The sequence below is a fragment of the Geodermatophilus sp. SYSU D00742 genome, assembly GCF_054049935.1.
Map to the genome: position 1 here is coordinate 148307 of NZ_JBJGYJ010000001.1, position 26057 is coordinate 174363.

21 protein-coding genes and 3 tRNA genes are annotated in these 26057 nt (G+C 72.4%); 6 read left to right on the forward strand and 18 right to left on the reverse strand.

The window, feature by feature from the left end:
* Window positions 1–55: 55 nt before the first annotated feature.
* The gene (gene rpsG, locus ACI78V_RS00760; protein WP_091213426.1) at window positions 56–526 is read right to left on the reverse strand and encodes a 30S ribosomal protein S7; all 471 of its coding nucleotides are present in this window, start codon (window positions 524–526) and stop codon (window positions 56–58) included.
* A 1-nt stretch (window position 527) separates the two neighbouring features.
* The gene (rpsL, locus tag ACI78V_RS00765; protein WP_012950487.1) at window positions 528–902 is read right to left on the reverse strand and encodes a 30S ribosomal protein S12; all 375 of its coding nucleotides are present in this window, start codon (window positions 900–902) and stop codon (window positions 528–530) included.
* A 564-nt stretch (window positions 903–1466) separates the two neighbouring features.
* Between rpsL and ACI78V_RS00770 the strand changes: the two genes are divergently transcribed.
* The 4 genes from ACI78V_RS00770 (at window position 1467) to ACI78V_RS00785 (ending at window position 5048) form a co-directional block, all read left to right on the forward strand.
* Window positions 1467–2429: a hypothetical protein gene (locus tag ACI78V_RS00770; protein WP_456847936.1), complete on the forward strand. Its 963-nt coding sequence runs from the start codon at window positions 1467–1469 to the stop codon at window positions 2427–2429.
* A gap of 105 nt (window positions 2430–2534) precedes the next feature.
* On the forward strand, window positions 2535–2750 hold the full coding sequence (locus ACI78V_RS00775; RefSeq protein ID WP_456847938.1) for a hypothetical protein: 216 nt from the start codon (window positions 2535–2537) through the stop codon (window positions 2748–2750).
* A 77-nt stretch (window positions 2751–2827) separates the two neighbouring features.
* Window positions 2828–3868 (forward strand): LLM class F420-dependent oxidoreductase, encoded by a 1041-nt coding sequence (locus ACI78V_RS00780; protein WP_456847940.1) that lies wholly within the window; start codon window positions 2828–2830, stop codon window positions 3866–3868.
* 169 nt (window positions 3869–4037) lie between these two features.
* On the forward strand, window positions 4038–5048 hold the full coding sequence (locus tag ACI78V_RS00785) for a methyltransferase domain-containing protein (RefSeq protein ID WP_456847942.1): 1011 nt from the start codon (window positions 4038–4040) through the stop codon (window positions 5046–5048).
* Between the two features lie 183 nt (window positions 5049–5231).
* Here the strand turns inward: ACI78V_RS00785 and ACI78V_RS00790 are convergent, their stop codons facing one another.
* The 9 genes from ACI78V_RS00790 to ACI78V_RS00830 all read right to left on the reverse strand — a co-directional run bounded on the left by ACI78V_RS00790 (window position 5232) and on the right by ACI78V_RS00830 (window position 17677).
* Window positions 5232–9134 (reverse strand): DNA-directed RNA polymerase subunit beta', encoded by a 3903-nt coding sequence (locus ACI78V_RS00790; RefSeq protein ID WP_456847944.1) that lies wholly within the window; start codon window positions 9132–9134, stop codon window positions 5232–5234.
* A gap of 93 nt (window positions 9135–9227) precedes the next feature.
* On the reverse strand, window positions 9228–12737 hold the full coding sequence (rpoB, locus tag ACI78V_RS00795) for a DNA-directed RNA polymerase subunit beta (RefSeq protein WP_456847946.1): 3510 nt from the start codon (window positions 12735–12737) through the stop codon (window positions 9228–9230).
* Between the two features lie 504 nt (window positions 12738–13241).
* Window positions 13242–13634 (reverse strand): 50S ribosomal protein L7/L12, encoded by a 393-nt coding sequence (gene rplL / locus ACI78V_RS00800; RefSeq protein WP_456847948.1) that lies wholly within the window; start codon window positions 13632–13634, stop codon window positions 13242–13244.
* Between the two features lie 17 nt (window positions 13635–13651).
* On the reverse strand, window positions 13652–14254 hold the full coding sequence (gene rplJ, locus ACI78V_RS00805) for a 50S ribosomal protein L10 (protein ID WP_456847950.1): 603 nt from the start codon (window positions 14252–14254) through the stop codon (window positions 13652–13654).
* Between the two features lie 398 nt (window positions 14255–14652).
* Window positions 14653–15372, reverse strand: a complete 720-nt coding sequence (gene rplA, locus ACI78V_RS00810) for a 50S ribosomal protein L1 (RefSeq protein WP_456847952.1) — start codon at window positions 15370–15372, stop codon at window positions 14653–14655.
* A 160-nt stretch (window positions 15373–15532) separates the two neighbouring features.
* Complete coding sequence (gene rplK / locus ACI78V_RS00815) at window positions 15533–15961, reverse strand: 50S ribosomal protein L11 (protein WP_012950499.1); 429 nt, start codon at window positions 15959–15961, stop codon at window positions 15533–15535.
* Between the two features lie 88 nt (window positions 15962–16049).
* Entirely contained in the window at window positions 16050–16931 is an 882-nt protein-coding gene (nusG, locus tag ACI78V_RS00820; RefSeq protein WP_456847954.1) for a transcription termination/antitermination protein NusG, read from the reverse strand.
* Between the two features lie 45 nt (window positions 16932–16976).
* Window positions 16977–17507, reverse strand: coding sequence for a preprotein translocase subunit SecE (gene secE / locus ACI78V_RS00825; protein WP_456847956.1), 531 nt, complete (start codon window positions 17505–17507; stop codon window positions 16977–16979).
* A gap of 97 nt (window positions 17508–17604) precedes the next feature.
* A tRNA-Trp gene (locus ACI78V_RS00830) sits at window positions 17605–17677 on the reverse strand.
* Window positions 17678–18296: 619 nt separating this feature from the next.
* On the opposite strand from ACI78V_RS00830, the gene ACI78V_RS00835 reads away from it, so the two are divergent.
* A complete protein-coding gene (locus ACI78V_RS00835; RefSeq protein WP_456847958.1) occupies window positions 18297–19565 on the forward strand; it encodes a pyridoxal phosphate-dependent aminotransferase in 1269 nt (422 codons plus the stop codon).
* A 10-nt stretch (window positions 19566–19575) separates the two neighbouring features.
* Here ACI78V_RS00835 and ACI78V_RS00840 read toward each other — a convergent pair whose 3' ends face one another.
* From ACI78V_RS00840 to ACI78V_RS00870, 7 genes are all read right to left on the reverse strand, one after another.
* A complete protein-coding gene (locus ACI78V_RS00840; RefSeq protein ID WP_456847960.1) occupies window positions 19576–21015 on the reverse strand; it encodes a M1 family aminopeptidase in 1440 nt (479 codons plus the stop codon).
* Window positions 21012–21440: a MaoC family dehydratase gene (locus ACI78V_RS00845; protein WP_456847962.1), complete on the reverse strand. Its 429-nt coding sequence runs from the start codon at window positions 21438–21440 to the stop codon at window positions 21012–21014. The genes ACI78V_RS00840 and ACI78V_RS00845 overlap by 4 nt, the downstream gene beginning before the upstream one ends.
* Window positions 21437–21883: an FAS1-like dehydratase domain-containing protein gene (locus ACI78V_RS00850; RefSeq protein WP_456847964.1), complete on the reverse strand. Its 447-nt coding sequence runs from the start codon at window positions 21881–21883 to the stop codon at window positions 21437–21439. The genes ACI78V_RS00845 and ACI78V_RS00850 overlap by 4 nt, the downstream gene beginning before the upstream one ends.
* 32 nt (window positions 21884–21915) lie before the next feature.
* On the reverse strand, window positions 21916–22080 hold the full coding sequence (gene rpmG, locus ACI78V_RS00855; RefSeq protein ID WP_456847966.1) for a 50S ribosomal protein L33: 165 nt from the start codon (window positions 22078–22080) through the stop codon (window positions 21916–21918).
* A gap of 112 nt (window positions 22081–22192) precedes the next feature.
* Window positions 22193–22266: transfer RNA gene (locus tag ACI78V_RS00860), tRNA-Met, on the reverse strand.
* A 45-nt stretch (window positions 22267–22311) separates the two neighbouring features.
* Window positions 22312–22384 (reverse strand) — tRNA-Thr (locus ACI78V_RS00865).
* Window positions 22385–22453: 69 nt separating this feature from the next.
* Entirely contained in the window at window positions 22454–24952 is a 2499-nt protein-coding gene (locus tag ACI78V_RS00870; RefSeq protein WP_456847968.1) for a putative bifunctional diguanylate cyclase/phosphodiesterase, read from the reverse strand.
* A 649-nt stretch (window positions 24953–25601) separates the two neighbouring features.
* Between ACI78V_RS00870 and ACI78V_RS00875 the strand changes: the two genes are divergently transcribed.
* Complete coding sequence (locus ACI78V_RS00875; protein ID WP_456847970.1) at window positions 25602–26033, forward strand: pilus assembly protein TadG-related protein; 432 nt, start codon at window positions 25602–25604, stop codon at window positions 26031–26033.
* The last annotated feature ends 24 nt before the right edge of the window (window positions 26034–26057 follow it).

The following is a 26057-nucleotide window of genomic DNA, read 5'->3' on the forward strand; positions in this document are numbered from 1 at the left end:
GTGGCCCGGACTACCCGCCGGCCGCGGGGGCTGGCGGAGCCAGCCGGGGTGGCACTTACCAGCGGTAGTGCGCGAAGGCCTTGTTCGACTCGGCCATCTTGTGCGTGTCCTCGCGGCGCTTCACCGCGGCACCGAGACCGTTGCTGGCGTCGAGGAGCTCGTTCATCAGGCGCTCGGTCATCGTCTTCTCGCGACGGGCCCGGCTGTACTGGATCAGCCAGCGCAGGCCGAGCGTCGTGCTCCGCGAGGCGCGGACCTCGACCGGGACCTGGTAGGTCGCACCACCGACGCGGCGGCTGCGGACCTCGAGGGCCGGCTTGACGTTGTCCAGCGCCCGCTTGAGCGTGACGACCGGGTCGGTGTCGGTCTTGGCACGGCAGCCCTCGAGGGCGCCGTAGACGATCGCCTCGGCGACCGAGCGCTTGCCGTCGACGAGAACCTTGTTCACCAGCTGGGTGACCAGCGGCGACTGGTACACCGGGTCGGCGACCAGCGGGCGGCGCGGTGCAGGGCCCTTGCGCGGCATGTCAGCTCTTCTCCTTCTTCGCGCCGTACCGGCTGCGAGCCTGCTTGCGGTTGCGGACACCCTGGGTGTCGAGCGAGCCGCGGATGATCTTGTAGCGCACGCCGGGGAGGTCCTTCACCCGGCCGCCGCGCACGAGCACCATCGAGTGCTCCTGCAGGTTGTGGCCGACGCCCGGGATGTAGGCGGTCACCTCGATGCCACTCGTGAGGCGCACGCGAGCGACCTTGCGCAGCGCCGAGTTCGGCTTCTTCGGCGTCGTCGTGTACACGCGGGTGCACACGCCACGACGCTGAGGGGAGCCCTTCAGCGCCGGGGTCTTGGTCTTCTCGACCTTGTCCTCGCGGCCCTTGCGGACCAGCTGGTTGATCGTGGGCATGGGTGGCCTGGATCTCCTACCTGCGCTGGGTCGTGCTGTGGACGGTGCTCTGCTGTGCCTGGGTGCCGGTCCTGCTGGGGTCGTACCCACTCCCGGCCGTGGACCACCACCGGTCCCCGCGGTCGGGCGTGTCGCCGTCCCCAGGACCGGCCGGCGAGTCGAACCGGATCGGTCGCCCCCCGCGACTCGGCGCCACCACCTACCGGCAGGCGCACCGCGAACGGGAGCAGGCCCAGGGCACCCTGGGCACGGCTGACCACGATACCCGCGTGCTCGAACCCGGTCAAAGCCGGGTCCGCCACATGTCGACAGGCGGTGGTCAGCCCACCCGCCAGGGCTCGGACGTCGGGGTCAACGTCACTTCCGGCCGGTGTGTTCCCGGGAGGGACGGACCCGACCGGGGGCCCGGCGGTGGCGCGACTGTACCGGCTCCAGCGGCGCCGCCGGGGTCCGCGCGGCGCGACACCCGCGGTGTCCTGCGACGACGGCCACCGACGCGCGGCTGTCGTACCCCGGCCCTACCGTCGGTCGCAGGACGCCCACCGAACGCCACCGGAGGATCCCGTGCACGTCGACCTCGCCCGCGAGCTCAAGGCCCACCTGTCGGCTCGCCTGGCCGAGGCGGGTCCGGTCACCGCCCTCGACGTCCGGGGCTGGGCGCGCCCGGCGCTCGGTCTGGCACCGATCGGCCGCGACCGGGCCCACCTGGCCATCCGGGTCGCCGCGAAGGACGACGCCGACCTGCTGCTCTCGGGGCTTGACGACACCGTGCTGGAGGAGGTGGACGTCCGCGTGATCGGGACGGTGCGGGCGCTGTCCTCGCCCACGCCGGGCGAGCTGCAACGGCGCACCCGACCCCTGCACCCCGGGCTCTCGGTGGCGCACCCGACCGTCTCCGCGGGGACGCTGGGCGGGTTCGTCCGGGTCGACGGCCGGCTCGCGCTGCTGTCGAACAACCACGTGCTTGCGGCCAGCGACGCGGCGGCCGTCGGCGACCCGGTGCTGCAGCCCGGGCCGGCCGACGGCGGCAGCGAGGCCGACCGCGTCGCGACCCTCGCCGCCTTCGTGCGGTTCCGGGGGGACGGACGGGCGAACCTGGCCGACGCCGCGGTGGCGACCCTCGACGCCGAGGTGCCCGCTGAGCCCGGCCGGCTGCCCGGAGGCGCGCTGGGCGGGGACCCGCTCGCGGTGGACGACGTCGACCCCGACGAACAGGTCGAGAAGGTGGGCCGGACGACGGGTCACACGATCGGCCGGGTCACCGCCGTGGAGGTCGACGGCGTGACGGTGCAGTACGACCGCGGGGCGCACGTCTTCGACGACCAGGTGGAGATCGAGGGGCTGACGGGGGCCTTCAGCGCCGGCGGCGACAGCGGGTCGGTCATCTGGCGCAGCTCGGACCGCGCGCCGATGGGGTTGCTCTTCGCGGGCAGCGAGACCGGTGGCCGCAACGGTGGCGGTGTCACCTTCGCCAATCCACTGAGCACGGTGCTGGAACTGCTCGACCTGCAGTGGGTCCCCGCCTAGACCGACGGCCCCCGCCCCTCGCAGTCCCGCGGCGGGACCCGCAGGACCGTCTCACCCGGTCCGCCGGGGCTGTCGCGTTCGGGAGATCAGGGGCACCATGGGGCGATGACCGACCGCGCCTCCGCCCGAGCTGCCAAGACGGCCCTCAGCGCGCGGTTGGCCACCGACCCGGGCGTGGTCGGCGTCGGGCTGGCCCGGCGCGACAGCGGGTACGTGGTGAAGGTCGACCTCGCCGACCCGGGCGCGGCCAGCCGGGTCCCGGGCGACGTCGACGGCGTCCGCGTCATCACCGAGGTCGTCGGGGTCGTCCGCGCCCTCTGAGCCGTCGGCTCCCGCCCGGCCTGCCGATACGGTCGGTGCCGGCGCCGACCGGGGTGCCGCCGACCTGAGGAGTGGACGTGCGCATCGGCATCCAGGCCAGCTACAGCGGTGGGTTCCACGAGACCGCCGCGGAGATCCGCGACCTCGAGTCCGCCGGCCTCGACCTCGCGATGGTGGCGGAGGTCTACACGTTCGACGCGGTGAGCCAGCTGGGGTACCTGGCCGCGGTGACCGAGCGGCTCGAGCTGATGAGCGGCATCTTCCCGATCTACAGCCGCACCCCGGCGCTGACCGCCATGACCGCGGCCGGGCTGGACTTCGTCTCCGGTGGCCGGTTCACCCTCGGACTGGGCGCGTCGGGGCCCCAGGTGATCGAGGGCTGGCACGGCGTCCCCTACGACGCCCCCCTGCAGCGCACCCGCGAGATCGTGGAGATCTGCCGGCAGGTGTGGCGCCGGGAGCGCCTGGCGCACGACGGACCGAAGTACACGATCCCGCTGCCACCCGAGCGAGGCACCGGCCTCGGCAAGCCGCTGAAGCTCATCAACACCCCCGTGCGGGAGCGGATCCCGGTGCTGCTGGCGGCACTGGGCCCCAAGAACGTCGAGCTGGCGGCCGAGATCGCCGAGGCCTGGGAGCCGATCTTCTTCGTCCCGGAGAAGGCGGCGTCGGTGTGGGGCGACTCGCTGGCAGCGGGCCGGGCCAGACGTGACGCCGCGCTGGGCGAGCTGCAGATCGTGACGGGCGTCCCCGTCGCCATCGGCGACGACGTCGAACCGATGCTCGAACTCGTCCGGCCGTCGCTGGCCCTCTACATCGGCGGCATGGGCGCGAGGGGCAAGAACTTCTACAACGACCTGGCCCGGCGCTACGGCTACGAGGAGGAGGCCCGCACCGTCCAGGACCTCTACCTCGACGGCAAGAAGGACGAGGCCGCGGCAGCGGTGCCCGAGGAGCTGGTCCGGGCCACCACGCTCATCGGGCCGGAGTCCTACGTGGCCGAGCGGATCGCCGCCTTCGGCGCGGCCGGCGTGACGACGCTGATGCTCCAGCCCCTCGACGACAGCCGGGAGGGCCGACTGAGGACGGTCGAGACGATGAAGCGCCTGGCCGGCTGAGCCGGCCGCCGGTGTTGCCGTGCGGGCGGTCATCCGCCGCCTCCGGCGCGTCTCCCCCTCGATGGGCGCAGCGGGACCGAGGCGAGGACGATCGCGCCGTGGGGGACGGTGCGGTGCTCGTCCTCGCGGGTGCCGGTGCCGCGCCGGGCCGTGAGGCGCGTGAGGGCGCATGAGCCGCCTCGTCGCGACCGCGAAGCTCCTCCGCGGCGGCGGGGTGCCGTGGTTACGCGCTGCCCGTGACGGTCTGGCCGCCGTCCGGCTCGCGGTGGCCGCGGCGGCCCTGTCCACCCGCGTGCTCGACTCCCTGCGGGACGGGCCGGTCGGCACCGCCTCTGTGCGCGCCCGGCTCGGCCTCGACGACGGTGGCCTGCTGGAGCCCTGGCTGCGGGTGCTGCAGGCGCACGGGCTCGTCCGCGCCTCGGCCGGCGGGTGGACACTGTCCCGGCGCGGACGACGGCTGCTGGACGACGACGTGCTGCGCGCCGCGTACGAGGGGTTCGCCGGCTTCCACACCGGGCTCTACCGGGAACTCCCGGGCCAGCTGCACGGGGGGCCGCCACGTCGCGACGTCGCGGAGCGGGGGGAGACGATCGCGCAGCTGACCCGGGCGATGGAGCCGGTCCTGCACGAGGCGCTGGTGGCCGCGGTGCGTGAGGTGCGTCCCGCGCGCGTGCTGGACGTCGGTTGCGGGGCGGGGCAGAACCTGGCCGCCGTGCTGGCCGCCGCGCCGGTGGCGGAGGGCACGGGGATCGAGGTCGACGACGCCGTCGCCGACCTCGCCGAGCGGCTGCTCGCGCAGCGGGGGCTGGCCGGGCGGGCCCGCGTGCTGCGCGGCGACGTCGCGGCCCTGGCGGCCGACGGCCGGGCCGGCGGCCCCTACGACCTCGCCCTCCTCGCCAATTTCGTCTACTACGTGCCACTCCGCGAGCGGGTCCCGCTGTTCCGGGCCGTGGCGGGCCTGCTGTCCGAGGGTGGCGCGCTGCTGGTCACGACCACCGCCGCCACGCCCGACCCGTTCAGCCGGCACTTCGACCTGCTGCTGCGCGCCCAGGGCGAGGGCATGGAGTTGCCCGAGGTGGAGCCGCTGCGCCGGCAGCTCGCCGATGCGGGGCTGCGGCCTTCCCCGGCCCGGCGGCTCGCGCCGGGACAGCCGCTGGTCGCGGTGGCGGCCCGGCGCTGACCGGCCGGGTCCTCGACGGCCCGCCCCGACCCGGCCCGCAACGGCTCGTCCCCCGCGGGCGCCATCGGGAGCGGGAGCGCTGCAGCGGGACATCGCCGCCGACGGCTGACGGCTCGGTGCGGCAGACGGGAGGGCCCCGCAGGCGATCGCCTGCGGGGCCCTCTCGTCACTGCCTACCGGGGACTAGCCCCGCCAGTCGTACTCCTCGAGGCGGACGGCCTCGCCGGTGCCCTGACCGAAGACGTCCGGGCTGTAGTACTGCCCGTCGTCGTAGCCGGCCATGGTGTAGACCGCGGCGCGGGCCTCCTCGGTCGGCTCGACCGTGATGTTCCGGTAGCGGCTGATGCCGGTACCGGCCGGGATCAGCTTCCCGATGATCACGTTCTCCTTGAGACCGAGCAAGCTGTCGCTCTTGCCCTGGATCGCGGCGTCGGTGAGCACCTTGGTCGTCTCCTGGAAGGAGGCGGCCGACAGCCACGACTCGGTCGCCAGCGACGCCTTGGTGATGCCCATGAGCACCGGGCGGGCCGAGGCCGGCTCGCCACCCTCGGCGACGACCCGGCGGTTCTCGGTCTCGAACAGCGTCCGCTCCACCAGCGCACCGGGCAGGAACTCCGTCGCGCCCGAGTCGATGATGGTCACCCGCTTCAGCATCTGGCGGATGATCACCTCGATGTGCTTGTCGTGGATCGACACACCCTGGCTGCGGTAGACCTCCTGGACCTCGCGGACCAGGTGCAGCTGCACCTCGCGGGGGCCCATGATCCGCAGCACCTCGTGCGGGTCGACCGCACCCTCGGTGAGCTGCTCGCCCACCTCGACGTGGCCGCCGTCCTCGACCCGCAGCCGCGACCGGCGCGACAGCTTGTCGTAGACGACCTCGTCGGAGCCGTCGTCCGGGGTGATCGTGAGCTTGCGGAACTGCTCGCCGTCCTCGATCCGGACGGTGCCGGCCAGCTCGGCGATCGGCGCCTTGCCCTTCGGGACGCGGGCCTCGAAGAGCTCGACCACGCGCGGCAGGCCGTGGGTGATGTCTTCACCCGCGACACCACCGGTGTGGAAGGTGCGCATCGTCAGCTGGGTGCCCGGCTCACCGATCGACTGGGCGGCGATGATGCCGACCGCCTCGCCGACGTCCACCAGCTTGCCGGTCGCGAGCGACCGGCCGTAGCAGGTGGCGCAGGTGCCGAGCAGGGACTCGCAGGTCAGGACGCAGCGGACCTTGACCTCGGCCACACCGGCGTCGATCAGCGTCTGGAGGAGCACGTCACCGAGGTCGGAGTTGGCCTCGGCGATGACGGTCCCGTCCTCGGCGACCACGTCGGCGGCCAGCGCACGGGCGTACACGCTGGTCTCGACGTGCGCGTCCCGGGTGAGCTTGCCGTCCACCACGGTGCCGATCGGCATGATCACGCCGCGCTCGGTGCCGCAGTCCTCCTCGCGGATGATGACGTCCTGGGAGACGTCGACCAGCCGGCGGGTGAGGTAACCGGAGTCGGCGGTCCGCAGCGCGGTGTCGGCCAGACCCTTGCGGGCACCGTGCGTGGAGATGAAGTACTCCAGCACGGACAGACCCTCCCGGAAGTTGGCCTTGATCGGCCGCGGGATGATCTCGCCCTTCGGGTTGGCGACCAGACCACGCATACCGGCGATCTGGCTGATCTGCATCATGTTGCCCCGGGCACCCGAGTTGACCATGACCCAGACCGGGTTGGTGGTCGGGAAGTTGTCCACCATCGCCTGGGAGACCTCGGCCCGCGCGCGGGTCCAGATCTCGATCAGCTCGCCACGACGCTCGGCGTCGGTGATGACACCGCGCTCGTACTGGCGCTCGATCTGCCGGGCCTCGGCCTCGTGCCGGTCGAGGATCTCCTGCTTGGCCGGCGGGGTGACCACGTCGTCGATGGCGATCGTGATCCCCGCACGGGTGGCCCAGTGGAACCCGGCCGACTTGAGGGCGTCCAGCGTCGCCGCGACCTGCACCTTGGGGTAGCGCTCGGCGAGGTCGTTGACGATCGCCCCGAGCTCCTTCTTCGGCACCTGGTAGTTGACGAAGCGGTAGTCCTCGGGCAGGGCCTCGTTGAACAGCACGCGGCCCAGGCTGGTGGACACGAGCGCCGGCTGACCGGGCTCCCAGCCCTCCGGGGCGACCCACGGGTCGTTCGGGCCGTTGTCGACGCCGAAGACCTCGTCCAGGCGGATGAGCACCCGCTCCTGCAGGCCCAGGGCGCCCTTGTCGTAGGCCATGACCGCCTCGGCGGTCGTGGAGTACGACTTGGGCAGCTCGCCCTCGGCCAGCTGCGCGGACCCGGTGAGGGTCGTCAGGTGGTACAGGCCGAGCACCATGTCCTGGGTCGGCGCGGTGATCGGGCGACCGTCGGCCGGGCTCAGGATGTTGTTGCTCGACAGCATCAGGATGCGGGCCTCGGCCTGCGCCTCGGCCGACAGCGGCAGGTGCACCGCCATCTGGTCACCGTCGAAGTCCGCGTTGAACGCGGTGCAGACCAGCGGGTGGATCTGGATGGCCTTGCCCTCGACCAGCTGCGGCTCGAAGGCCTGGATGCCCAGGCGGTGCAGCGTCGGTGCGCGGTTGAGCAGCACCGGGTGCTCGGTGATGACCTCCTCGAGCACGTCCCACACGACGGGGCGGGCGCGCTCGACCATGCGCTTGGCGGACTTGATGTTCTGCGCGTGGTTGAGGTCGACCAGCCGCTTCATGACGAAGGGCTTGAACAGCTCCAGCGCCATCTGCTTGGGCAGGCCGCACTGGTGCAGCTTCAGCTGCGGGCCGACGACGATGACCGAACGGCCGGAGTAGTCGACCCGCTTGCCCAGCAGGTTCTGGCGGAACCGCCCCTGCTTGCCCTTGAGCAGGTCGCTCAGCGACTTCAGCGGACGGTTGCCCGGGCCGGTGACCGGCCGGCCGCGACGGCCGTTGTCGAACAGCGCGTCCACGGATTCCTGGAGCATCCGCTTCTCGTTGTTGACGATGATCTCGGGCGCGCCGAGGTCGAGCAGTCGCTTGAGCCGGTTGTTCCGGTTGATCACCCGGCGGTACAGGTCGTTCATGTCGCTGGTGGCGAAGCGGCCACCGTCGAGCTGCACCATCGGGCGCAGGTCCGGCGGGATGACCGGGACGCAGTCCAGCACCATGCCCATGGGCGAGTTGCGGGTCTGCTGGAACGCCGCGACGACCTTCAGGCGCTTGAGGGCCCGCAGCTTGCGCTGGCCCTTGCCGCTGCGGATGGTCTCGCGCAGCGAGGCGGCCTCGGCGTCGAGGTCGAAGTCGGCGAGCAGCTTCTGCAGCGCCGCGGCACCCATGCCGCCCTCGAAGTACTCACCGAAGCGGTCACGCAGCTCGCGGTAGAGGCCCTCGTCGGCGATGAGCTGCTTGACCTCGAGCTTGCGGAAGGTGTCGAGCACCTCCTCGAGGCGGTCGATCTCCCGCTGGGCGCGGTCGCGCAGCTGGCGCATCTCGCGCTCGCCGCCCTCGCGGACCTTGCGCCGGACGTCGGACTTGGCGCCCTCGGCCTCGAGCTCGGCGAGATCGGCCTCCAGCTTCTGCTGGCGGGCCTCGACGTCGGCGTCGCGGCGGCCCTCGAGGTTGTGCTTCTCCGCGCTGATCTCGGCCTCGATGGTCGGCAGGTCGCGGTGGCGCGCCTCGTCGTCGACCGAGGTGATCAGGTAGGCGGCGAAGTAGATGATCTTCTCGAGGTCCTTGGGCGCCAGGTCGAGCAGGTAGCCCAGGCGCGAGGGGACGCCCTTGAAGAACCAGATGTGGGTGACCGGAGCGGCCAGCTCGATGTGGCCCATCCGCTCGCGGCGGACCTTGGCCCGGGTCACCTCGACGCCACAGCGCTCGCAGATGATGCCCTTGAACCGGACCCGCTTGTACTTACCGCAGTAGCACTCCCAGTCCCGGGTGGGACCGAAGATCTTCTCGCAGAAGAGACCGTCCTTCTCCGGACGCAGCGTCCGGTAGTTGATGGTCTCGGGCTTCTTCACCTCACCGTGCGACCACTGGCGGATGTCGTCGCCGGAGGCCAGACCGATGCGCAACTCATCGAAGAAGTTGACGTCGAGCACTGAGTGGACCCCTTTCCGGGGCTAGTTCTTCGCTTCTATGTCAGAGGTGTGTGGCCGGCCGGCCCCGCTGCGCGGGGCCGGCCGGCGGCGCGATCAGACGTCCTCGACGGAAGAGGGCTCGCGGCGGGAGAGGTCGATGCCCAGCTCCTCCGCGGCCCGGAACACCTCGTCGTCGGTGTCGCGCAGCTCGATCGCCTGCCCGTCGCCGGACAGCACCTCGACGTTGAGGCAGAGCGACTGCAGCTCCTTGAGCAACACCTTGAACGACTCGGGGATGCCCGGCTCGGGGATGTTCTCGCCCTTGACGATCGCCTCGTAGACCTTGACGCGGCCCAGGATGTCGTCGGACTTGATGGTGAGCAGCTCCTGCAGCGCGTAGGCCGCGCCGTAGGCCTGCATCGCCCAGCACTCCATCTCACCGAAGCGCTGACCACCGAACTGCGCCTTACCACCCAGCGGCTGCTGCGTGATCATCGAGTAGGGGCCGGTCGACCGGGCGTGGATCTTGTCGTCGACCAGGTGCAGCAGCTTCAGGATGTAGACGTAGCCCACCGAGATGGGCTCCGGGAACGGCTCGCCGGAGCGGCCGTCGAACAGCCGCGCCTTGCCGGTCGGGGCCACCATCCGCTGGCCGTCGCGGTTGGGGACGGTCGAGCTCAGCAGCCCGACGATCTCCTCCTCGCGCGCACCGTCGAACACCGGCGTCGCCGTCCGGGTGCCCGGCTGGGCCGAACGGGCCGCCTGCGGCAGGTTGGCCGCCCACTCCGGGGTGCCCTCGACCTGCCAGCCGGACTTGGCGACCCACCCGAGGTGGGTCTCCAGGACCTGGCCGACGTTCATCCGGCCGGGGACGCCGAGCGGGTTGAGGACGATGTCCACCGGGGTGCCGTCCTCGAGGAACGGCATGTCCTCCTGCGGGAGGATCTTGGCGATGACGCCCTTGTTGCCGTGGCGGCCGGCGAGCTTGTCACCGTCGGAGATCTTGCGCATCTGGGCGACGTAGACCCGGATCAGCTCGTTGACGCCGGCGGGCAGCTCGTCGCCGTCCTCGCGCGAGAACACGCGGACGCCGATGACCTTGCCGGACTCACCGTGCTTGACCTTGAGGCTGGTGTCGCGGACCTCACGGGCCTTCTCACCGAAGATCGCCCGCAGCAGCCGCTCCTCGGGGGTCAGCTCGGTCTCGCCCTTGGGCGTGACCTTGCCGACGAGGATGTCGCCGGGGACGACCTCGGCACCGATGCGGATGATGCCGCGCTCGTCGAGGTCGGCGAGGACCTCCTCGGAGACGTTCGGGATGTCCCGGGTGATCTCCTCGGCACCGAGCTTGGTGTCCCGGGCGTCGACCTCGAACTCCTCGATGTGGATCGAGGACAGGACGTCGTCCTGCACGAGGCGCTGCGACAGGATGATCGCGTCCTCGTAGTTGTGGCCCTCCCACGGCATGAAGGCGACGAGCAGGTTCTTGCCCAGCGCCATCTCACCCTGGTCGGTGCACGGCCCGTCGGCGATGACCTGGCCGACCTCCACCCGCTGCCCCTCGTCGACGACAGGGGTCTGGTTGATGGAGGTGCCCTGGTTCGAGCGGCGGAACTTCAGCAGCCGGTAGGTCTGCCGGGTGCCGTCGTCGGCCATGACGGTGACGTAGTCGGCCGTGGAGTCCTCGACGACACCGGCCTTCTCGGCCACCACGACGTCGCCGGCGTCGACGGCGGCACGCAGCTCCATGCCCGTGCCGACCAGCGGCGCCTCGCTGCGCAGCAGCGGGACGGCCTGACGCTGCATGTTCGCGCCCATGAGCGCGCGGTTGGCGTCGTCGTGCTCGAGGAACGGGATCATCGCCGTCGCGACCGAGGTCATCTGCCGCGGCGAGACGTCCATGTAGTCGACGTTCTCGGGGGCGAGGTCGGTGGTCTCGCCACCCTTGGTGCGGACCAGGACCCGCTCCTCGGCGAACCGGCCGCTGGCGTCCAGCGGCGAGTTGGCCTGGGCGACGACGAAGCGGTCCTCCTCGTCGGCGGTGAGGTAGTCGATCTGGTCGGTCACCACACCGCCCACGACCTTGCGGTACGGCGTCTCGATGAAGCCGAAGGCGTTGACCCGGCCGAACGAGGACAGCGAGCCGATCAGGCCGATGTTCGGGCCCTCCGGCGTCTCGATCGGGCACATCCGGCCGTAGTGGCTCGGGTGCACGTCGCGGACCTCCATGCCGGCCCGCTCACGCGACAGACCGCCCGGACCGAGCGCCGACAGGCGGCGCTTGTGGGTCAGGCCCGCGAGCGGGTTGGTCTGGTCCATGAACTGGGACAGCTGGCTGGTGCCGAAGAACTCCTTGATGGAGGCGACGACCGGCCGGATGTTGATCAGCGTCTGCGGCGTGATCGCCTCGACGTCCTGGGTCGTCATCCGCTCGCGGACGACGCGCTCCATGCGGGAGAGGCCGACCCGGATCTGGTTCTGGATCAGCTCGCCGACGGTGCGCAGGCGACGGTTGCCGAAGTGGTCGATGTCGTCGACGCCGTGGTCGGGCTCGCCGGCGTGCAGTCGCACGACGTACTCGATGGTGGCGACGATGTCGTCCTCGGTGAGCGTCAGCGTGCTCTGCGGGACCTCGACGCGGAGCTTCTTGTTGACCTTGTACCGGCCGACCTTGGCCAGGTCGTAGCGCTTCGGGTTGAAGAACAGGTTCTCCAGCAGCGCCTGCGCCGACTCACGCGTCGGCGGCTCGCCCGGCCGCAGCTTGCGGTAGATGTCGAGCAGCGCCTCGTCCTGCCCGGCGATGTGGTCCTTCTCCAGGGTGGCGAGGACGGTGGGCGACCACTGGAAGTGCTCGCGGATGCGGTCCTCGGTCCAGCCGAGGGCCTTGAGCAGGACGGTGACCGGCTGGCGGCGCTTGCGGTCGATGCGGACGCCGACGGTGTCGCGCTTGTCGACGTCGAACTCCAGCCACGCCCCGCGGCTGGGGATCACCTTGGCGCTGAAGACGTCTTTGTCCGACGTCTTGTCCAGGGTCTTGTCGAAGTAGACGCCCGGGCTGCGGACCAGCTGCGAGACGACGACGCGCTCGGTGCCGTTGATGACGAACGTGCCCTTGTTCGTCATGATCGGGAAGTCGCCCATGAAGACCGTCTGGCTCTTGATCTCGCCAGTGGTGTTGTTCATGAACTCGGCGGTGACGAACAGCGGCGCCGCGTAGGTCATGTCCTTGTCCTTGCACTCCTCGAGGGACGCCTTGACGTCCTCGAAGCGCGGGTTGGAGAAGGACAGGGACATCGAGCCGCTGAAGTCCTCGATCGGCGAGATCTCCTCGAGGATCTCGGCGAGGCCGCCGACGGCGTCGGCCTGCTCCTCGGGCGGCAGGGTGGCGCGCCACTCGGGGCTGCCGACCAGCCAGTCGAAGGACGCGGTCTGCAGGGCCAGCAGGTCCGGCACCGCGAGCGGCTCGGAGATCTTGGCGAAGGAGACGCGCAGGGGCGCGCCGGGGATCTTCTGCTGGTCGGCCTCGCCGGTGCGGGGGCCGGTCTGCGGGTTCTGCGGGGTGTGCTGGATGGAACCTGACTCGGTGGTGCTGGCGGAGATGCTGGTGGGGCGAGAGCCTGCCAAGATGCGTCCTTCCAAGGACCTCACGACGTGCGGGCGGGTGCTGGTTCGTCCTGGGTCGTCGTCGGTAATGGCGGGGCTGTCCGCCTGGGCTGCTGAACGGCCGGAGCAGAGGGTCGACGGGCGTCCGGAGAGGTTCCCCCGGGCACCCCAGGTGACCCGTCTCGGCGGGCAAGCAGTCAGGGGGCAGCGCAACAGGGAACCCTACCCCTACGCCGGCAGGCTGTCCACGTCGGGAGGCCGGTAGCGACCAGGCACACACCCGGGAAGGAACAGCCGTCCGGCGGGAACGGTCCTCGCCTCGACGACACGGCCATGATGCCAGGCCGGCGACGCCGGGGGGACCGCCACGCCGGGGACCGTGGCGGGGGATCGCCCGGCGGGGTCGCGGCCGCCGGCCCGGGGCCGGAGGCGCCGCCGGAACGCCGCAGGGGCCGCCCTCCGGTGGAGGACGGCCCCTGCGGGTCGTGCGAGGTGGTGCTCCCCCGGCTCAGGCCGGGGAGGGGGTCACTTGACGGTGACGGTGGCGCCGGCGCCCTCGAGGGCGGCCTTGGCCTTCTCGGCAGCGTCCTTGGCGACCTTCTCCAGGACCGGCTTCGGCGCGCCGTCGACCAGGTCCTTGGCCTCCTTGAGGCCGAGCGAGGTCAGGCCGCGCACCTCCTTGATGACCTGGATCTTCTTGTCGCCGGCGCTCTCGAGGATGACGTCGAACTCGTCCTGCTCCTCGACAGCGGGGGCGCCGCCGTCGCCACCACCGGCGGCCGGGGCGGCCGCGACGGCGACGGGAGCAGCAGCGGTGACCTCGAAGGTCTCCTCGAACTGCTTCACGAAGTCGGACAGCTCGAGCAGCGTCATCTCCTTGAACGCGTCGAGCAGCTCCGCGGTGGACAGCTTGGCCATGATCTCTCCTTCTGGGGTCAGTCGGTGCTGGCCGCGGCGTCCGCGGCGGCAGCGTCGGTGTCGGGGGTGTCAGCAGCAGCAGCGGTGTCCGCGGCGGGAGCGTCCTCGGCGGGCTTCTTCTCCTGCAGCGCGGCGGCCAGGCGGGCGACCTGGGACAGCGGAGCCTGGAACAGGCCCGCGGCCTTGCTGAGGTTGCCCATCATCGCGCCGGCCAGCTTGGCCAGGAGGACCTCGCGCGGCTCGACGTCGGCGAGGGCGGTGACCTCGGCGGCGTCGACCGTGCGGCCCTCGACCACGCCGCCCTTGACGACGAGCAGCGGGTTGGCGCGCGCGAAGTCACGGATGGCCTTGGCCGCGTTCACCGGGTCGCCCTCGATGAAGGCGATCGCGGTGGGGCCGTTGAGCAGCGGCGCGAGGTCGGAGAACCCGACCTCCTCCGCGGCCCGCTTCGTCAGGGTGTTCTTGACGACGGCGTAGCTGCTGCCCTCACCGAGGGATCGGCGCAGCTGGGTCAGCTGGGCCACGGTCAGCCCGCGGTACTCGGTGAGCACCGCCGCGCTGGACGACTGGAACCGCTCGGTGATCTCGTCGATCACCGCGGCCTTCGCCTGCGTGGGCATGGGCCTCCTCTCGTCTGTCGGGCGACCACCGGCCGGTGCACGACGGCGGGCGATCTCCGGCCCGGAGACGAGGAACGCCCCGGCGCAGGGCGCACGGGGCGAGGGCCGGGCGCGGGGCGCCCGGCGATCGAACCGTCCTCCTGCGCGGGTCGCCCGGGATCCGGGACCTTCGATCGCACGCGGACGTGCGACGACCAGCGGTCTTGGGGGGAACGGCTGCAACAGTACACGGCTCGCGGTGCGTCCGCCGCCGTGGGCAGTGGGCTCCGCACGGTGGTGGCGGCGACCGTCCGCTGATGAGGACCACCGTGCGGATCCCGCGGACGCACGCACCGCACGCAGACACCACGAGGGCCCCGCAGCGCGTGCGCTGCGGGGCCCTCGTGGTGTCTGCGACCTCAGGCGGTGGGCTCGTCCACCGTCAGGTTGCGGGTGCGGTTGGGGTCGACCGGGATGCCCGGGCCCATGGTCGTGGAGACGGTGACCTTCTTCAGGTACCGGCCCTTGGCGGCCGACGGCTTGGCCCGCAGGACCTCGTCGAGCGCCGCGGCGTAGTTCTCCACCAGCTTCGTCTCGTCGAAGGAGGTCTTGCCGATGACCAGGTGCAGGTTGGCCTGCTTGTCGACGCGGAAGTTGATCTTCCCGCCCTTGATGTCGTTGACGGCCTTGGTGACGTCGGGGGTCACGGTGCCGGTCTTCGGGTTCGGCATCAGGCCACGCGGGCCGAGGATGCGGGCGATCCGGCCGACCTTGGCCATCTGGTCGGGGGTCGCGATCGCCGCGTCGAAGTCCAGGAAACCGCCCTGGATGCGCTCGATCAGGTCGTCGGAGCCGACGACGTCGGCGCCGGCGGCCTCGGCCTCGGCGGCCTTGTCACCGGTCGCGAAGACGATGACGCGGGCGGTCTTGCCGGTCCCGTGCGGCAGGTTGACCGTGCCGCGGACCATCTGGTCGGCCTTGCGCGGGTCGACGCCCAGGCGCATCGCGACCTCGACGGTGGCGTCGTAGGCCGTCGGCGACGTCTCCTTGGCCAGGGCGGCCGCCTGCAGCGGGGAGTACAGGGTGTCGCGGTCGACCTTGGCGGCCGCCTCGCGGTACTTCTTGCCGTGCTTCGCCATGGTGTGTCCTCTCCCCCGGCGCGTGGCCGGGAGTCGTGTGGTGCGCGGGCCTGGCGCAGGCCCTCCCACAGTGGGAGACCTCGTCCCCCACCCCACGCGAGCTCGGGGCGGACCTCGGGACGAGGCCGGGCGTGCGGTGTACGTCCGCACGCCGGTTGCGTTACTGGACCGTGATGCCCATCGACCGGGCGGTGCCGGCGATGATCTTCTCGGCCTCGTCGAGGGAGTTGGCGTTGAGGTCGGCCATCTTCGTCTGGGCGATCTCGCGGACCTGGTCACGCGTCACGGTGGCGACCTTGGTCTTGTGCGGCTCCCCGGAGCCCTTCTCCACACCGGCCGCCTTGAGCAGCATGCGCGCCGCGGGCGGGGTCTTGGTGACGAAGGTGAACGAGCGGTCCTCGTAGACCGAGATCTCGACCGGGATCACGTTGCCGCGCTGCGACTCCGTGGCGGCGTTGTAGGCCTTGCAGAACTCCATGATGTTGACGCCGTGCTGGCCGAGCGCCGGACCCACGGGCGGGGCGGGGGTGGCCGCACCGGCGTTGATCTGGAGCTTGATGACCGCGGTCAACCGCTTCCTGGGGGGCATGACTTCCTTCTTCGTGACGGGATGGAACGGCCTCGTCGCCGGGCCCCGCCGCGAGCTTACGAGCGGTGGAGGGCGACTCGGTCCTTGTTCAGATCTTCTGGACCTGGTTGAACGAGAGCTCGACCGGCGTCTCCCGGCCGAAGATCGACACGAGCACCTGCAGCTTCTGCTGCTCGGCGTTGATCTCGTTGATCGTGGCGGGGAGCGTGGCGAACGGCCCGTCCATGACCGTCACCGACTCGCCGACCTCGAAGTCCACGACGGCCACCGGCGCGGCGGTGGTCGTGGTCGTCGTCTCGGTCGCCTTGGCGGCCGGCTGGGTGGTGGTCGGGGCGAGGATCTTGACGACCTCGTCGAGGGTGAGCGGCGAGGGCCGGGAGGTGGCGCCCACGAAGCCGGTCACCCCGGGGGTGTTGCGCACCGCGCCCCAGGACTCGTCGTTGAGCTCCATGCGCACCAGCAGGTACCCGGGGAACACCTTGCGGTTGACCTGGGTCCGCTTGCCGTTCTTGATCTCGGTGACCTCCTCGGTCGGCACCTCGATCTGGTAGATGAAGTCCTCCATGTCCAGCGACTGGATGCGGGACTCGAGGTTGGTCTTCACCTTGTTCTCGTAGCCGGCGTAGGAGTGCACGACGTACCAGTCGCCGGGGGCGATCCGCAGGGCCTTGCGCAGCGCCTCGACGGGGTCCTCGTCCTCCTCGGGCTCGGCGAGGTCGGAGTCCGCCGCCGGTGCGGTCAGGGGGTCGCTGACCAGGCTGTCGGCGTCGCCGTCCTCGATCCCGGGGGTCGCGTCGGCCACCCCGGTCAGGGCGTCCTGGTCAGCGGTGTCGGTGGAGCCCTCGGCGGCGCCGGGCTCCCCCACGCCGGTCTCGAGGTCCGCGCTGCCGCGGACGTCGAAGCGGGCGTCGTCCAGGTCGATGCCCTCGACGGCACTGTCGGTGTCGAAGGGCTCGCGGGGGTCGGTCACGGGGATCTCTTCCTCGTCGGCGTCGTGTGGGTGGGGCGGGTGGGCTCAGCCGAAGACGGCGAGCACGCCCTGGGCGAAGAGGAGGTCCAGGCCGGCCACCAGCGCCACGATGAAGGCCACGAAGACGATGACGACGGTCGTGTAGGTGATCAGCTCACGCCGACCCGGCCAGATGACCTTGCGCAGCTCGGCCACGACCTCGCGCAGGAACCGGCCCACGCTGCGCTTCTGCCGGATCTCCTCGGCACGCGCCCGCTCGGCCGCTGCCCGGGACCGCGTCCCGGGGCCCTCGGCGGGCCGGGAGGCGGTGCGCTCCCGGGCCGGACGCCGGGTGCGCGCGCTCGGCTCCTCGTCCTCGTCGTCGCCGGCGGTGATCCGACCACCGCGGCGGCGCGCCGGGGTGGCCACCACCTTGTCCTCGTCGGCCTGGGCCTCGGCGGCGAGGTCGTCCTCGGCGGCCTCGAGCTCGGCGGCGTCGTCGACGCCCGGTGCCTCGCGGTCGAGCTGCTCGTCGGTCAGCTCGGCGTCGGAGGCGGCGCGAGGGTCGTCCTCGCGTCCCGGCTTCTCGTCGCTCACTGGGCCTCGCTCGCCTCGTGGTGGTGGCCGCTGCTCTCGGGCCGTCGGGTGGGTGTCGTACTCGTGCTCGTCGCCGGCGCGGGGCCGGCGGCACGGGCAGGGGTGACAGGACTTGAACCTGCAGCCTGCGGTTTTGGAGACCGCTGCTCTGCCAATTGAGCTACACCCCTAGTGCCCTGAGCCGGGCCTGGGACCGCCTGCCCACCGCGGCCGGGCGCCGAGCCCCGCAGGGGGATCCGGGGCACGCCGGTGGCGGGGTCAACTGCCCCAGGACAGCCAGTGTACGGGACCGTCGGGACCGGTAGCCAACGTGCTCCGCACCGGGGCGTCGCGGGGCGACGGATCCGGCCCCGCCGGGCGGTCGGACCTGCACGGGGGAGCTGCGCGTGCACGACCTCCCCGCGTCCCTCGACGGCCACGTCGCGGCACCGGGCCGGGCGGTGGACGAGCCTCTCGGCGACGCGACCGGCTCCCCGACCGACGGGGTCGAGGCCGTGCTCGCCCACGCCGCCGCCGGCGACCGGCACGTCCGGCTCGGCGGCGGGGCCTGCGCGGTCCGGCGGCTCCTCCACCCGCCTGCGCGACGGGCTCCACCCGGCCGTCGTCCCGGTGCCGCCCGGGTGGGGTGAGCGGCCGTCCGGGACCTCGGTGACGCGCTCGGGGGCCGGTCCGGGGTAGTAGTCCGCGTCGTCCACGACGGTGGCGACGTCCGGCTGCGGCGGGACGCCGGCGCAGGGTCGCCGGGAACGGGGGCGACCGGGACCTCCGCCCTTTGACACGATGAACCGCATGGCCGCCCACCGCACCGCCGTCTCCCCCTCGGAGCCCGCTGCTCCCTCCACCGAGCTGCCGCCCGCCGAGCGGCGCATCTCCCGCCGCATCGCGGCGATCGCCGAGTCGGCGACGCTCGCGGTCGACGCCAAGGCGAAGGCCCTGAAGGCCGCCGGCAAGCCCGTGATCGGCTTCGGCGCGGGCGAGCCGGACTTCCCGACGCCGGACTACATCGTCGAGGCCGCCGTCGCCGCCTGCTCCCAGCCGGCGATGCACCGGTACACGCCCGCGGGCGGGCTGCCCGCGCTCAAGGAGGCCATCGTCGCCAAGACCGCGCGCGATTCCGGCCTGCAGGTGTCGGCGGCCAACGTGCTGGTGACCAACGGCGGCAAGCAGGCGGTGTACGAGGCCTTCGCCACGATGCTCGACCCGGGTGACGAGGTGCTGCTGCCGGCCCCGTACTGGACGACCTACCCGGAGGCCATCGCGCTGGCCGGCGGCGTGCCGGTGCCGGTGGTCGCCGACGAGGAGAGCGGTTACCTGGTCTCGGTGGCCCAGCTGGAGGCCGCCCGGACGCCGCGGACGAAGGTGCTGCTGTTCTGCTCGCCGTCCAACCCGACCGGTGCGGTGTACCCGCCGGAGGTCGTCGAGGAGATCGGCCGCTGGGCGCTGGACAACGGGATCTGGGTCCTCACCGACGAGATCTACGAGCACCTGACCTACGACGGCGCGACGGCGCCCTCGATGCCGGTGCTGGTGCCCGAGCTGGCCGACCGGTGCGTCGTCGTCAACGGCGTGGCCAAGACCTACGCGATGACCGGCTGGCGGGTCGGCTGGATCGTCGGTCCGGCCGACGTCGTCAAGGCCGCCACCAACCTGCAGTCGCACGCCACGTCCAACGTGGCCAACGTGTCCCAGGCCGCCGCCATCGCCGCGTTGTCCGGCGACCTCTCCGCGGTGGCGACGATGAAGGAGGCCTTCGACCGCCGCCGCCGGACCATCGTCTCGATGCTGCGCGAGATCCCGGGTGTCGCCTGCCCCGAGCCGCGGGGGGCCTTCTACGTCTACCCGTCGGTGAAGGCGCTGCTGGGGCGCGAGATCGCCGGGCGGACGGCGGACAACAGCGTCGAGCTGGCCGAGATCATCCTCGAGGAGGCGGAGGTCGCCGTCGTCCCGGGCGAGGCGTTCGGCACGCCCGGCTACCTGCGGATGTCCTACGCCCTCGGCGACGACGACCTCGTCGAGGGCGTCGGCCGGATGCAGCGGCTGCTGGGGCAGGCCGGCTGAGGCCGGCTCCTCAGCGGGGCAGGTCCTCGGGCTGCAGCGCCCCTGCGTCCAGGAGGACGTCGAGCGCCGCGGGCAGGTCGGCCAGCGCCCGGGCGACGTCGTCGGGGGTGGCGATCGTCCAGGCGTTGGCGTCGACGTAGCAGCGCACCGCGGCGTCGAAGGCCTCGGGGCCGGCGGCGTCCCGGGCCGCGAGCAGGGCGGCGCCGCCCTTGCCGTAGACCCGCTGGAAGTAGTCGGCAGCGCCCTCGAACTCGTCCATCGCCGCGCCGACGTCGCCGGGCACCGCCAGCTGCTGCTCCACGTCCCGGGGTGGGAAGGCCACCGACTCGGCGTAGCTGGCGAAGGCCTCGTCCAGCCAGGGGTCGCGGAACTGGGAGTCCCCGACCATCCCGTAGAACCACATGTGCGCGACCTCGTGCACGAGCACCGACTCGCTGGCCCCGGCGAGCAGGATCGAGCTGGGGTACTCGATGCCGCCGCCGTAGTCCGGCAGCAGCGGGACGGTCAGTGTGCGGTACGGGAAGGCGCCGAACCGTTCCTCGAGGTCGCCGATGGCCGTCACGGTCCAGTCGGCGAGCTCGGCGGCGGGCAGGGACGCGTCGGGCAGGACGCCGGCGGTGACCTCGACGCCGCTCGGGGTGGTCACCGAGGCGGTGGTGAACTCCCCCACCGCGACGCTCACGTCACGGGCGACCGGTTCGGTGGACGTCCAGGTGCGGCGGCCGTCGCGGACGGCGGAGGGCGCCTCCTGGTCGCCGGTCATGAGCACCGTGAGCTCCGCCGGCGCGGAGACGCGGACGCGGGTGTCGGCCACCGGGCTGGTGGCGGTCTCGCCGATGACGGACACGAACGGGTCCCGCACCCAGCCGACGCCGGGATCCCACGCGAGCAGCGGCGCGCCGCTGGCCCACCACGACACGCCCTCGGCCGTGCCGACCCGCTCGAAGCCGCCCCGCCCGAGCTCGAGCGTGAAGTCCAGCGCGACCTCGGTGGCCCGCCCCGCGGCGAGCTCCCGGTCGAGGCGGACGACGTACAGCCCGCCCGGCCCCCCGGCCTCCGCGTCCTCGTAGCCGCCGCCGGCCACGTCGTCCCCCCGCACGGCGTCCACCGCGAGGGCGTTGCCGGCCGCGGCGGCGCCCGGGTCGTTGGGCACCAGCCGGAAGACCAGCTCGCGGGTGGGCCGGTCAGCGGTGAAGACGACGGTCTCGGTGCCGGTGACGGTGCGCAGGTCGTCGGCCAGGCGGAAGTCGAGGGTCACCCGCGGGCGCCCGGGGTCGGGAGCGGCGCGTCGGGCGCAGGAGCCCTCGGGCGCGCCGCCCGGGTCGGCTCCCTGCGTGGCCTCGGCCGCCGCCCGGTCCTCGGCGGCGACGGTGTCGACGAAGGAGGTCCCGCAGGCGGGGAGGAGCACCAGCGCCGCGGCGGCCAGGACGGCGCGACGCGGGGTGGTCACGCCAGGCGCACGGTCGCGCGAGCCAGGGAGAGCACCTTCTCGCCGCCGCTGGTGACGGTGAGGTCGACGCGGGCGCGACCGTCCTCGCCGAGGGCGCCCACCCTGCCCCGCACGACGACCTCGGCCCCGGTGTCGTCGTCGGGGACGAGGACCGGGCGACCGAACCGCACGTGGTACTCGACGAGCGCGGCGGGGTCACCGGCCCAGGCGGTGACCGCGCGGGCCGCGAGGGCCATGGTGAGCATCCCGTGCGCGATGACCCCGGGCAGGCCGACCTCGGTGGCCACCCGCTCGTTCCAGTGGATCGGGTTGAAGTCCCCCGACGCCCCGGCATAGCGCACGAGATCGGCGCGGGTGACGCGGTAGGTCTGCTCGGGCAGCTCGGTGCCGACGGCGACGTCGGCGGCCCGCACGGTGGCGGTCATGCGGTCCCCCGGGCGACGAGCATCGACGTGGCCGAGCACACCGGCTCGCCGTCCTCGGTGGTGACGTCGACGCGCGTGGTGAGCAGGTCGTTGCCGGCGACGCTGCGTACGGCCTCGATGGTCGGGGTGGCGACCAGGCGGTCGCCGGCGCGGATGGCGCGGTGGTGGGTGAAGCGCTGCTCCCCGTGCACGACGCGGCTGTAGTCGAGGTCGACGTCCGGGTCCTCGACCACCACACCGGCGGCGGAGAGCGTCAGCACGATGGCGAAGGTGGGCGGCGCGACGACGTCGGGGTGCCCGGCGGCGCGGGCGGCGGCGGCATCGCGGTGCACCGGGCTGTCCTCGCCGATCGCGGCGGCGAACTCGGCGATCTTCTGGCGGCCGACCTCGTAGACGGCAGAGGGCGGGTAGCTGCGCCCGACCAGTGTCGGATCAAGCGCCATGCTCCCGCCCTCCTGCTGCGTGGCCCGCTGGGTCAGCGGGTCTCGCGGTGGACCGTGTGCTTGCGGTCCGTGGGGCAGTACTTCTTGATCTCCAGGCGGTCCGGGTCGTTCCGCCGGTTCTTGCGGGTGATGTAGTTGCGGTTCTTGCACTCCTGGCAGGCCAGGGTGATCTTCGGACGGATGTCGGTGGCTGCCATGGAGGCTCCTCGCCTTGTCGGGACGGGCCCGCGGGGCCCGGTGCGCGCGGGCGGGTGCCCACACGGTGCTGCAACATGCCGACGGACCCCGGGGTGCGGGGTCCGTCGAGAGTAGCGGTGACCGGATTTGAACCGGTGACACAGCGATTATGAGCCGCTTGCTCTGCCTGGCTGAGCTACACCGCCGGGAAGACCGTGCGGCCCGGTCTCGCGACAGGACCGGCTGGTCGGAGCCCCTTTACGGAATCGAACCGTAGACCTTCTCCTTACCATGGAGACGCTCTGCCGACTGAGCTAAAGGGGCGGTGGCCGGAGCCGTGGAGAACTGTACCTGACACCTCCTGGGGTTCGTCGCAGGGGGTCCACCGGAGCGTCAGGTGCGGACGAACAGCCGCCGGTGCGGCGTGCCCGGGATCGCCGACCGGACGCCGGTGCGGGCCAGCAGCCAGCTCTCCAGGCGGTCGTCGGCCAGCGGCCGGCTGACCAGGAAGCCCTGCAGCTTGTCGCAGCCCATCTCGGCCAGCAGGTTGCGGGTCAGCTCGTCCTCGACGCCCTCGGCGACCACGCGCAGGCCCAGGTTGTGCGCCAGCTCGATGATCGAGCGGGCGATGAACGACTCGCCCTGGCTGGTGGACATCCCCAGCACGAAGGACTTGTCGATCTTGACCTCGTCGATCGGCAGCTGGCGCAGTTGGGACAGCGACGAGTAGCCGGTGCCGAAGTCGTCCATCGACAGCCGCAGCCCCAGCGCGTGCAGGTCGGCCAGGACGGTGCTGCTGCGGACCGAGTCGTCGACGACGCTGCCCTCGGTGAGCTCGAGGGTGAGCAGCTCCCCCGGCACGCCGTGCCGCCGCAGCGAGCGCCGGACGCGGTCGACGAGGTCGGGCTCGCTCAGGCAGCGGGCGGAGAGGTTCACCGCGACCGACAGCGCGATGTCCTGGTCCAGCCACTTGCGGCAGCGCTCGAGGGCCAGGTCCAGGACGTGGTCGGTGAGCGGGCCGATGCGGCCGATCTGCTCGGCCAGGTGGATGAAGTCGTCGGGCGCGATGGCGCCGTAGCGCGGGTGCGCCCACCGGACCAGCGTCTCGACGGACACGATGTCCGAGGTCCGGGCGTCGATGATGGGCTGGAAGACGACGCTGATCTGGCCCTCGGCCATCGCCGACTCCAGCTCGGTGCCCAGCTGCAGCCGCCGCAGGCTCTGCTGGTCGAGCACCGGGTGGTAGCTGGCGACGCCGCTGGAGCCGGAGCCGGCCAGCAGGGCGACGTCGGCGCGCTGCATGAGGGTGCCGGCGTCCGTGCCGTGGACCGGGGCGGCGGCCACGCCGATGGAGAGGGTGACCTCCAGGTCCAGGCCGGCCACGCGCGCCCGGGTGGAGGTGGCCTCCCGCAGCCGCCGTGCGGCCCGCTCGGTCGCGGCCAGGGACAGGCCGGGCAGCAGGACGGCGAACTGCTCGCCCTCCATGCGGGCCACGAGCGCCTGCGGCGGCGCGTGCTCGCGCAGCAGGCCGGCGGTCACCAGCAGCAACTCGTCGCTGGCCGCGTGCCCGAGGGTGTCGGTGACCTCGGTGTAGTTGTCGAGCGCGGCGAGGATCAGCCCCACCCGCCCGGCGACCGGGTCGGCGGCGAGCGTCGCGTCGATCTCCACCGCCAGGCGCTGCCGGTTGGGCAGTCCGGTGAGCCGGTCGTGGTCGGCGTCGTACCGGATCTGGGTGAGCAGCTGCTGCTGCCGGATCGCGGCGTTGACGTGGGTGAGCATGGAGTCCAGCGCGGCGCGGTCGCCGTCGTCGAAGGAGACGACGTCGCTCTGCCGGTCGCAGATCTCCAGGTAGCCCGGCTCCCCCGCGGCGGTGGCCACCGGCGCGGCGATGAGGTCCTGCGCACCGCGGCGGGCCAGTGCGGCCGCCTCGTCCTCGGTGGCGCGGACCACGGACACCAGGACCGGGCCGTCGACCGAGCCGTCGGTGGCGCGCCTGCGGATCAGGTCGTCGGGGTCGCCGGGGCCGTCGTACCAGCCGCGCCCGTCCTCGGCGGCGACCACCAGGCGGGGCTCCTCGTCGAGGTAGGGCGGCAGCCACAGCGCCACACGGTCGGCGTTGAGGAGCTCCTTGACCGCCTCGACGATCCGCCGGGTGCCGTCCTCGTCGGAGCTCACCTGCTCCACGCGGCGGGCGAACTCGTAGACCCGCTCCAGGCTCTTGCGCTCCCGTGCCACGTCGGCGAACCGCCGGAACAGCACGACCACGGCGAGGACGACCGGGACGATGAGGGCCCAGGTCCAGGCGCTCACCTCGACCAGGAGCAGGGCGACCAGGCCGGTGGCGACGGCGAGGGGGCCCACCACGACGATGGGGACGAACAGGTCGGCCCACAGGGAGTGGCCGGCGAGGCCCGCCGTGGCCGCGATGGCGGCGGCGACCAGCACGGCGCCGGCGACGTCCGCGGCGAGCACGGCCACGAGCAGGCTCAGCCACGACAGCGGGTCGGCCGTGTCGTGCATCGGCATCAGGTCGAGCACGACCAGCGCCACCGCCGTCTCGGTGACGGCGTTGGCGACGTTGAAGACGGACTTGGCCAGGCTGTAGCGCTGCTTGGCGAGGACCAGGCTCAGGGCGAGGGTGCGGGCCACCGCCGCCCAGAGCCCGTCGACGGCGACCAGGGCGATGACCAGCGCGAGTTCGTTGACCGACCAGCCGAAGGTCTGCCTGCGGAACTCGATCTGCAGCGGGAAGGACTCGGTGACGAGGAAGGCCGCCGTCACGACGAGGAACAACCAGCCGGGGCCCCCGGAGGCGTGCGGCGCCACGACGGCGACCAGGCACACGACGGCGAGCCCCGCGGCCGGGGCGGCCAGGCCCCAGGGGTTCTGCACGCGCCGCCGCGGAGGCGTTGGTGCAGGGAGGGGCGATTCGGCCACTGTGACCCGGTTCCTCGTGGGGGGATGAGCGGGCCAGACGCTAACAGCGCCGACGCCCCTACGGGAGCGACCTCACCCGAGCGAGGTGGTGGCCGGGGACCCGGCCCCCCACCTCGCGACCTCTGGACCAGGTCAGCGGGTCAGCAGCCCCAGCGCGCCCCGCGACCCCAGCGGGCCTCGCGACCCCACCGAGCTCCCCGACCCCACCGTGCACCGCGCTGCGTGTTCATGACGCCTCCTCAGGCATGAAGAACTGCTCGTTGTTGCGGCAGTCACCCAGGCGCGGGGGCAGAGCGTCGTTCGGTACGGACCGCGCCCGAGACATTGCTGCCCGTCACCCGATCGGGACAAGCACGGAAGATCACGACGGTGTGACGAACCGTCATGCCGTCACAGAGAGTCACGCCATGTACCGCTTCGTAGCCCATCCGTGTGATCACCGGGACGGGTGATCCGCGTGGTGCGGACGGGTCCCGGCCCGGCGTGTCCAGCGTGGTCCACAGGCGGGGACGCCGCGCACCGGCGCACGGCCGACTGGGTCCACACCCGTCCACAACGGCGTCCACAGGCCGTCGACCTGCACCGGCGCCTCTACGCTCCCCGCGTGCGACACGACGACCCGGGTGCCGAGCGCGGCTCGACGCTGCCCCTGGTCCTGGTCTGCTGGCTCGTCGCCGCCCTCATGGCCCTCGGGGCGATCGCTGCCTCCGACGCGTTCCTCGAGCAGCAGGAGGTCCAGGCGGTGTGCGACGGCGCGGCGCTCGCCGCCGCGAACGCGACCGACGAGGCCGCCCTCTACGCCGTCGGCGTGGGCGAGACCCTGCCCCTGACCCGCACGGGCGCCGGCGCGGCGATCGCCGACCAGCTCGCCGACGGCGGCAGCCGGCTCGACCAGTGGGCCGCCGAGACCGACGGGCGCGAGGTCACCGTCACCTGCACCCGGTACGTGGAGATCGCCTTCGGCTGGCTGTTCCTCGGCGGGCAGCCGCTGGAGCGCACCGCCGTCGCCAGCGCCCGGGCGCCGACGGTGCCGTGAGCCCCGGAACGGCGAAGGGCCCCT

Coding starts and splice junctions, on each gene's coding strand:
- rpsG (WP_091213426.1), bottom strand. CDS start 526: ATGCCGCGCAAGGGCCCTGCACCGCGCCGCCCGCTGGTCGCCGACCCG.
- rpsL (WP_012950487.1), bottom strand. CDS start 902: ATGCCCACGATCAACCAGCTGGTCCGCAAGGGCCGCGAGGACAAGGTC.
- ACI78V_RS00775 (WP_456847938.1), top strand. CDS start 2,535: ATGACCGACCGCGCCTCCGCCCGAGCTGCCAAGACGGCCCTCAGCGCG.
- ACI78V_RS00785 (WP_456847942.1), top strand. CDS start 4,038: ATGAGCCGCCTCGTCGCGACCGCGAAGCTCCTCCGCGGCGGCGGGGTG.
- rplL (WP_456847948.1), bottom strand. CDS start 13,634: ATGGCCAAGCTGTCCACCGCGGAGCTGCTCGACGCGTTCAAGGAGATG.
- rplJ (WP_456847950.1), bottom strand. CDS start 14,254: ATGCCCACGCAGGCGAAGGCCGCGGTGATCGACGAGATCACCGAGCGG.
- rplA (WP_456847952.1), bottom strand. CDS start 15,372: ATGGCGAAGCACGGCAAGAAGTACCGCGAGGCGGCCGCCAAGGTCGAC.
- rplK (WP_012950499.1), bottom strand. CDS start 15,961: ATGCCCCCCAGGAAGCGGTTGACCGCGGTCATCAAGCTCCAGATCAAC.
- ACI78V_RS00835 (WP_456847958.1), top strand. CDS start 18,297: ATGGCCGCCCACCGCACCGCCGTCTCCCCCTCGGAGCCCGCTGCTCCC.
- ACI78V_RS00845 (WP_456847962.1), bottom strand. CDS start 21,440: ATGACCGCCACCGTGCGGGCCGCCGACGTCGCCGTCGGCACCGAGCTG.
- ACI78V_RS00850 (WP_456847964.1), bottom strand. CDS start 21,883: ATGGCGCTTGATCCGACACTGGTCGGGCGCAGCTACCCGCCCTCTGCC.
- rpmG (WP_456847966.1), bottom strand. CDS start 22,080: ATGGCAGCCACCGACATCCGTCCGAAGATCACCCTGGCCTGCCAGGAG.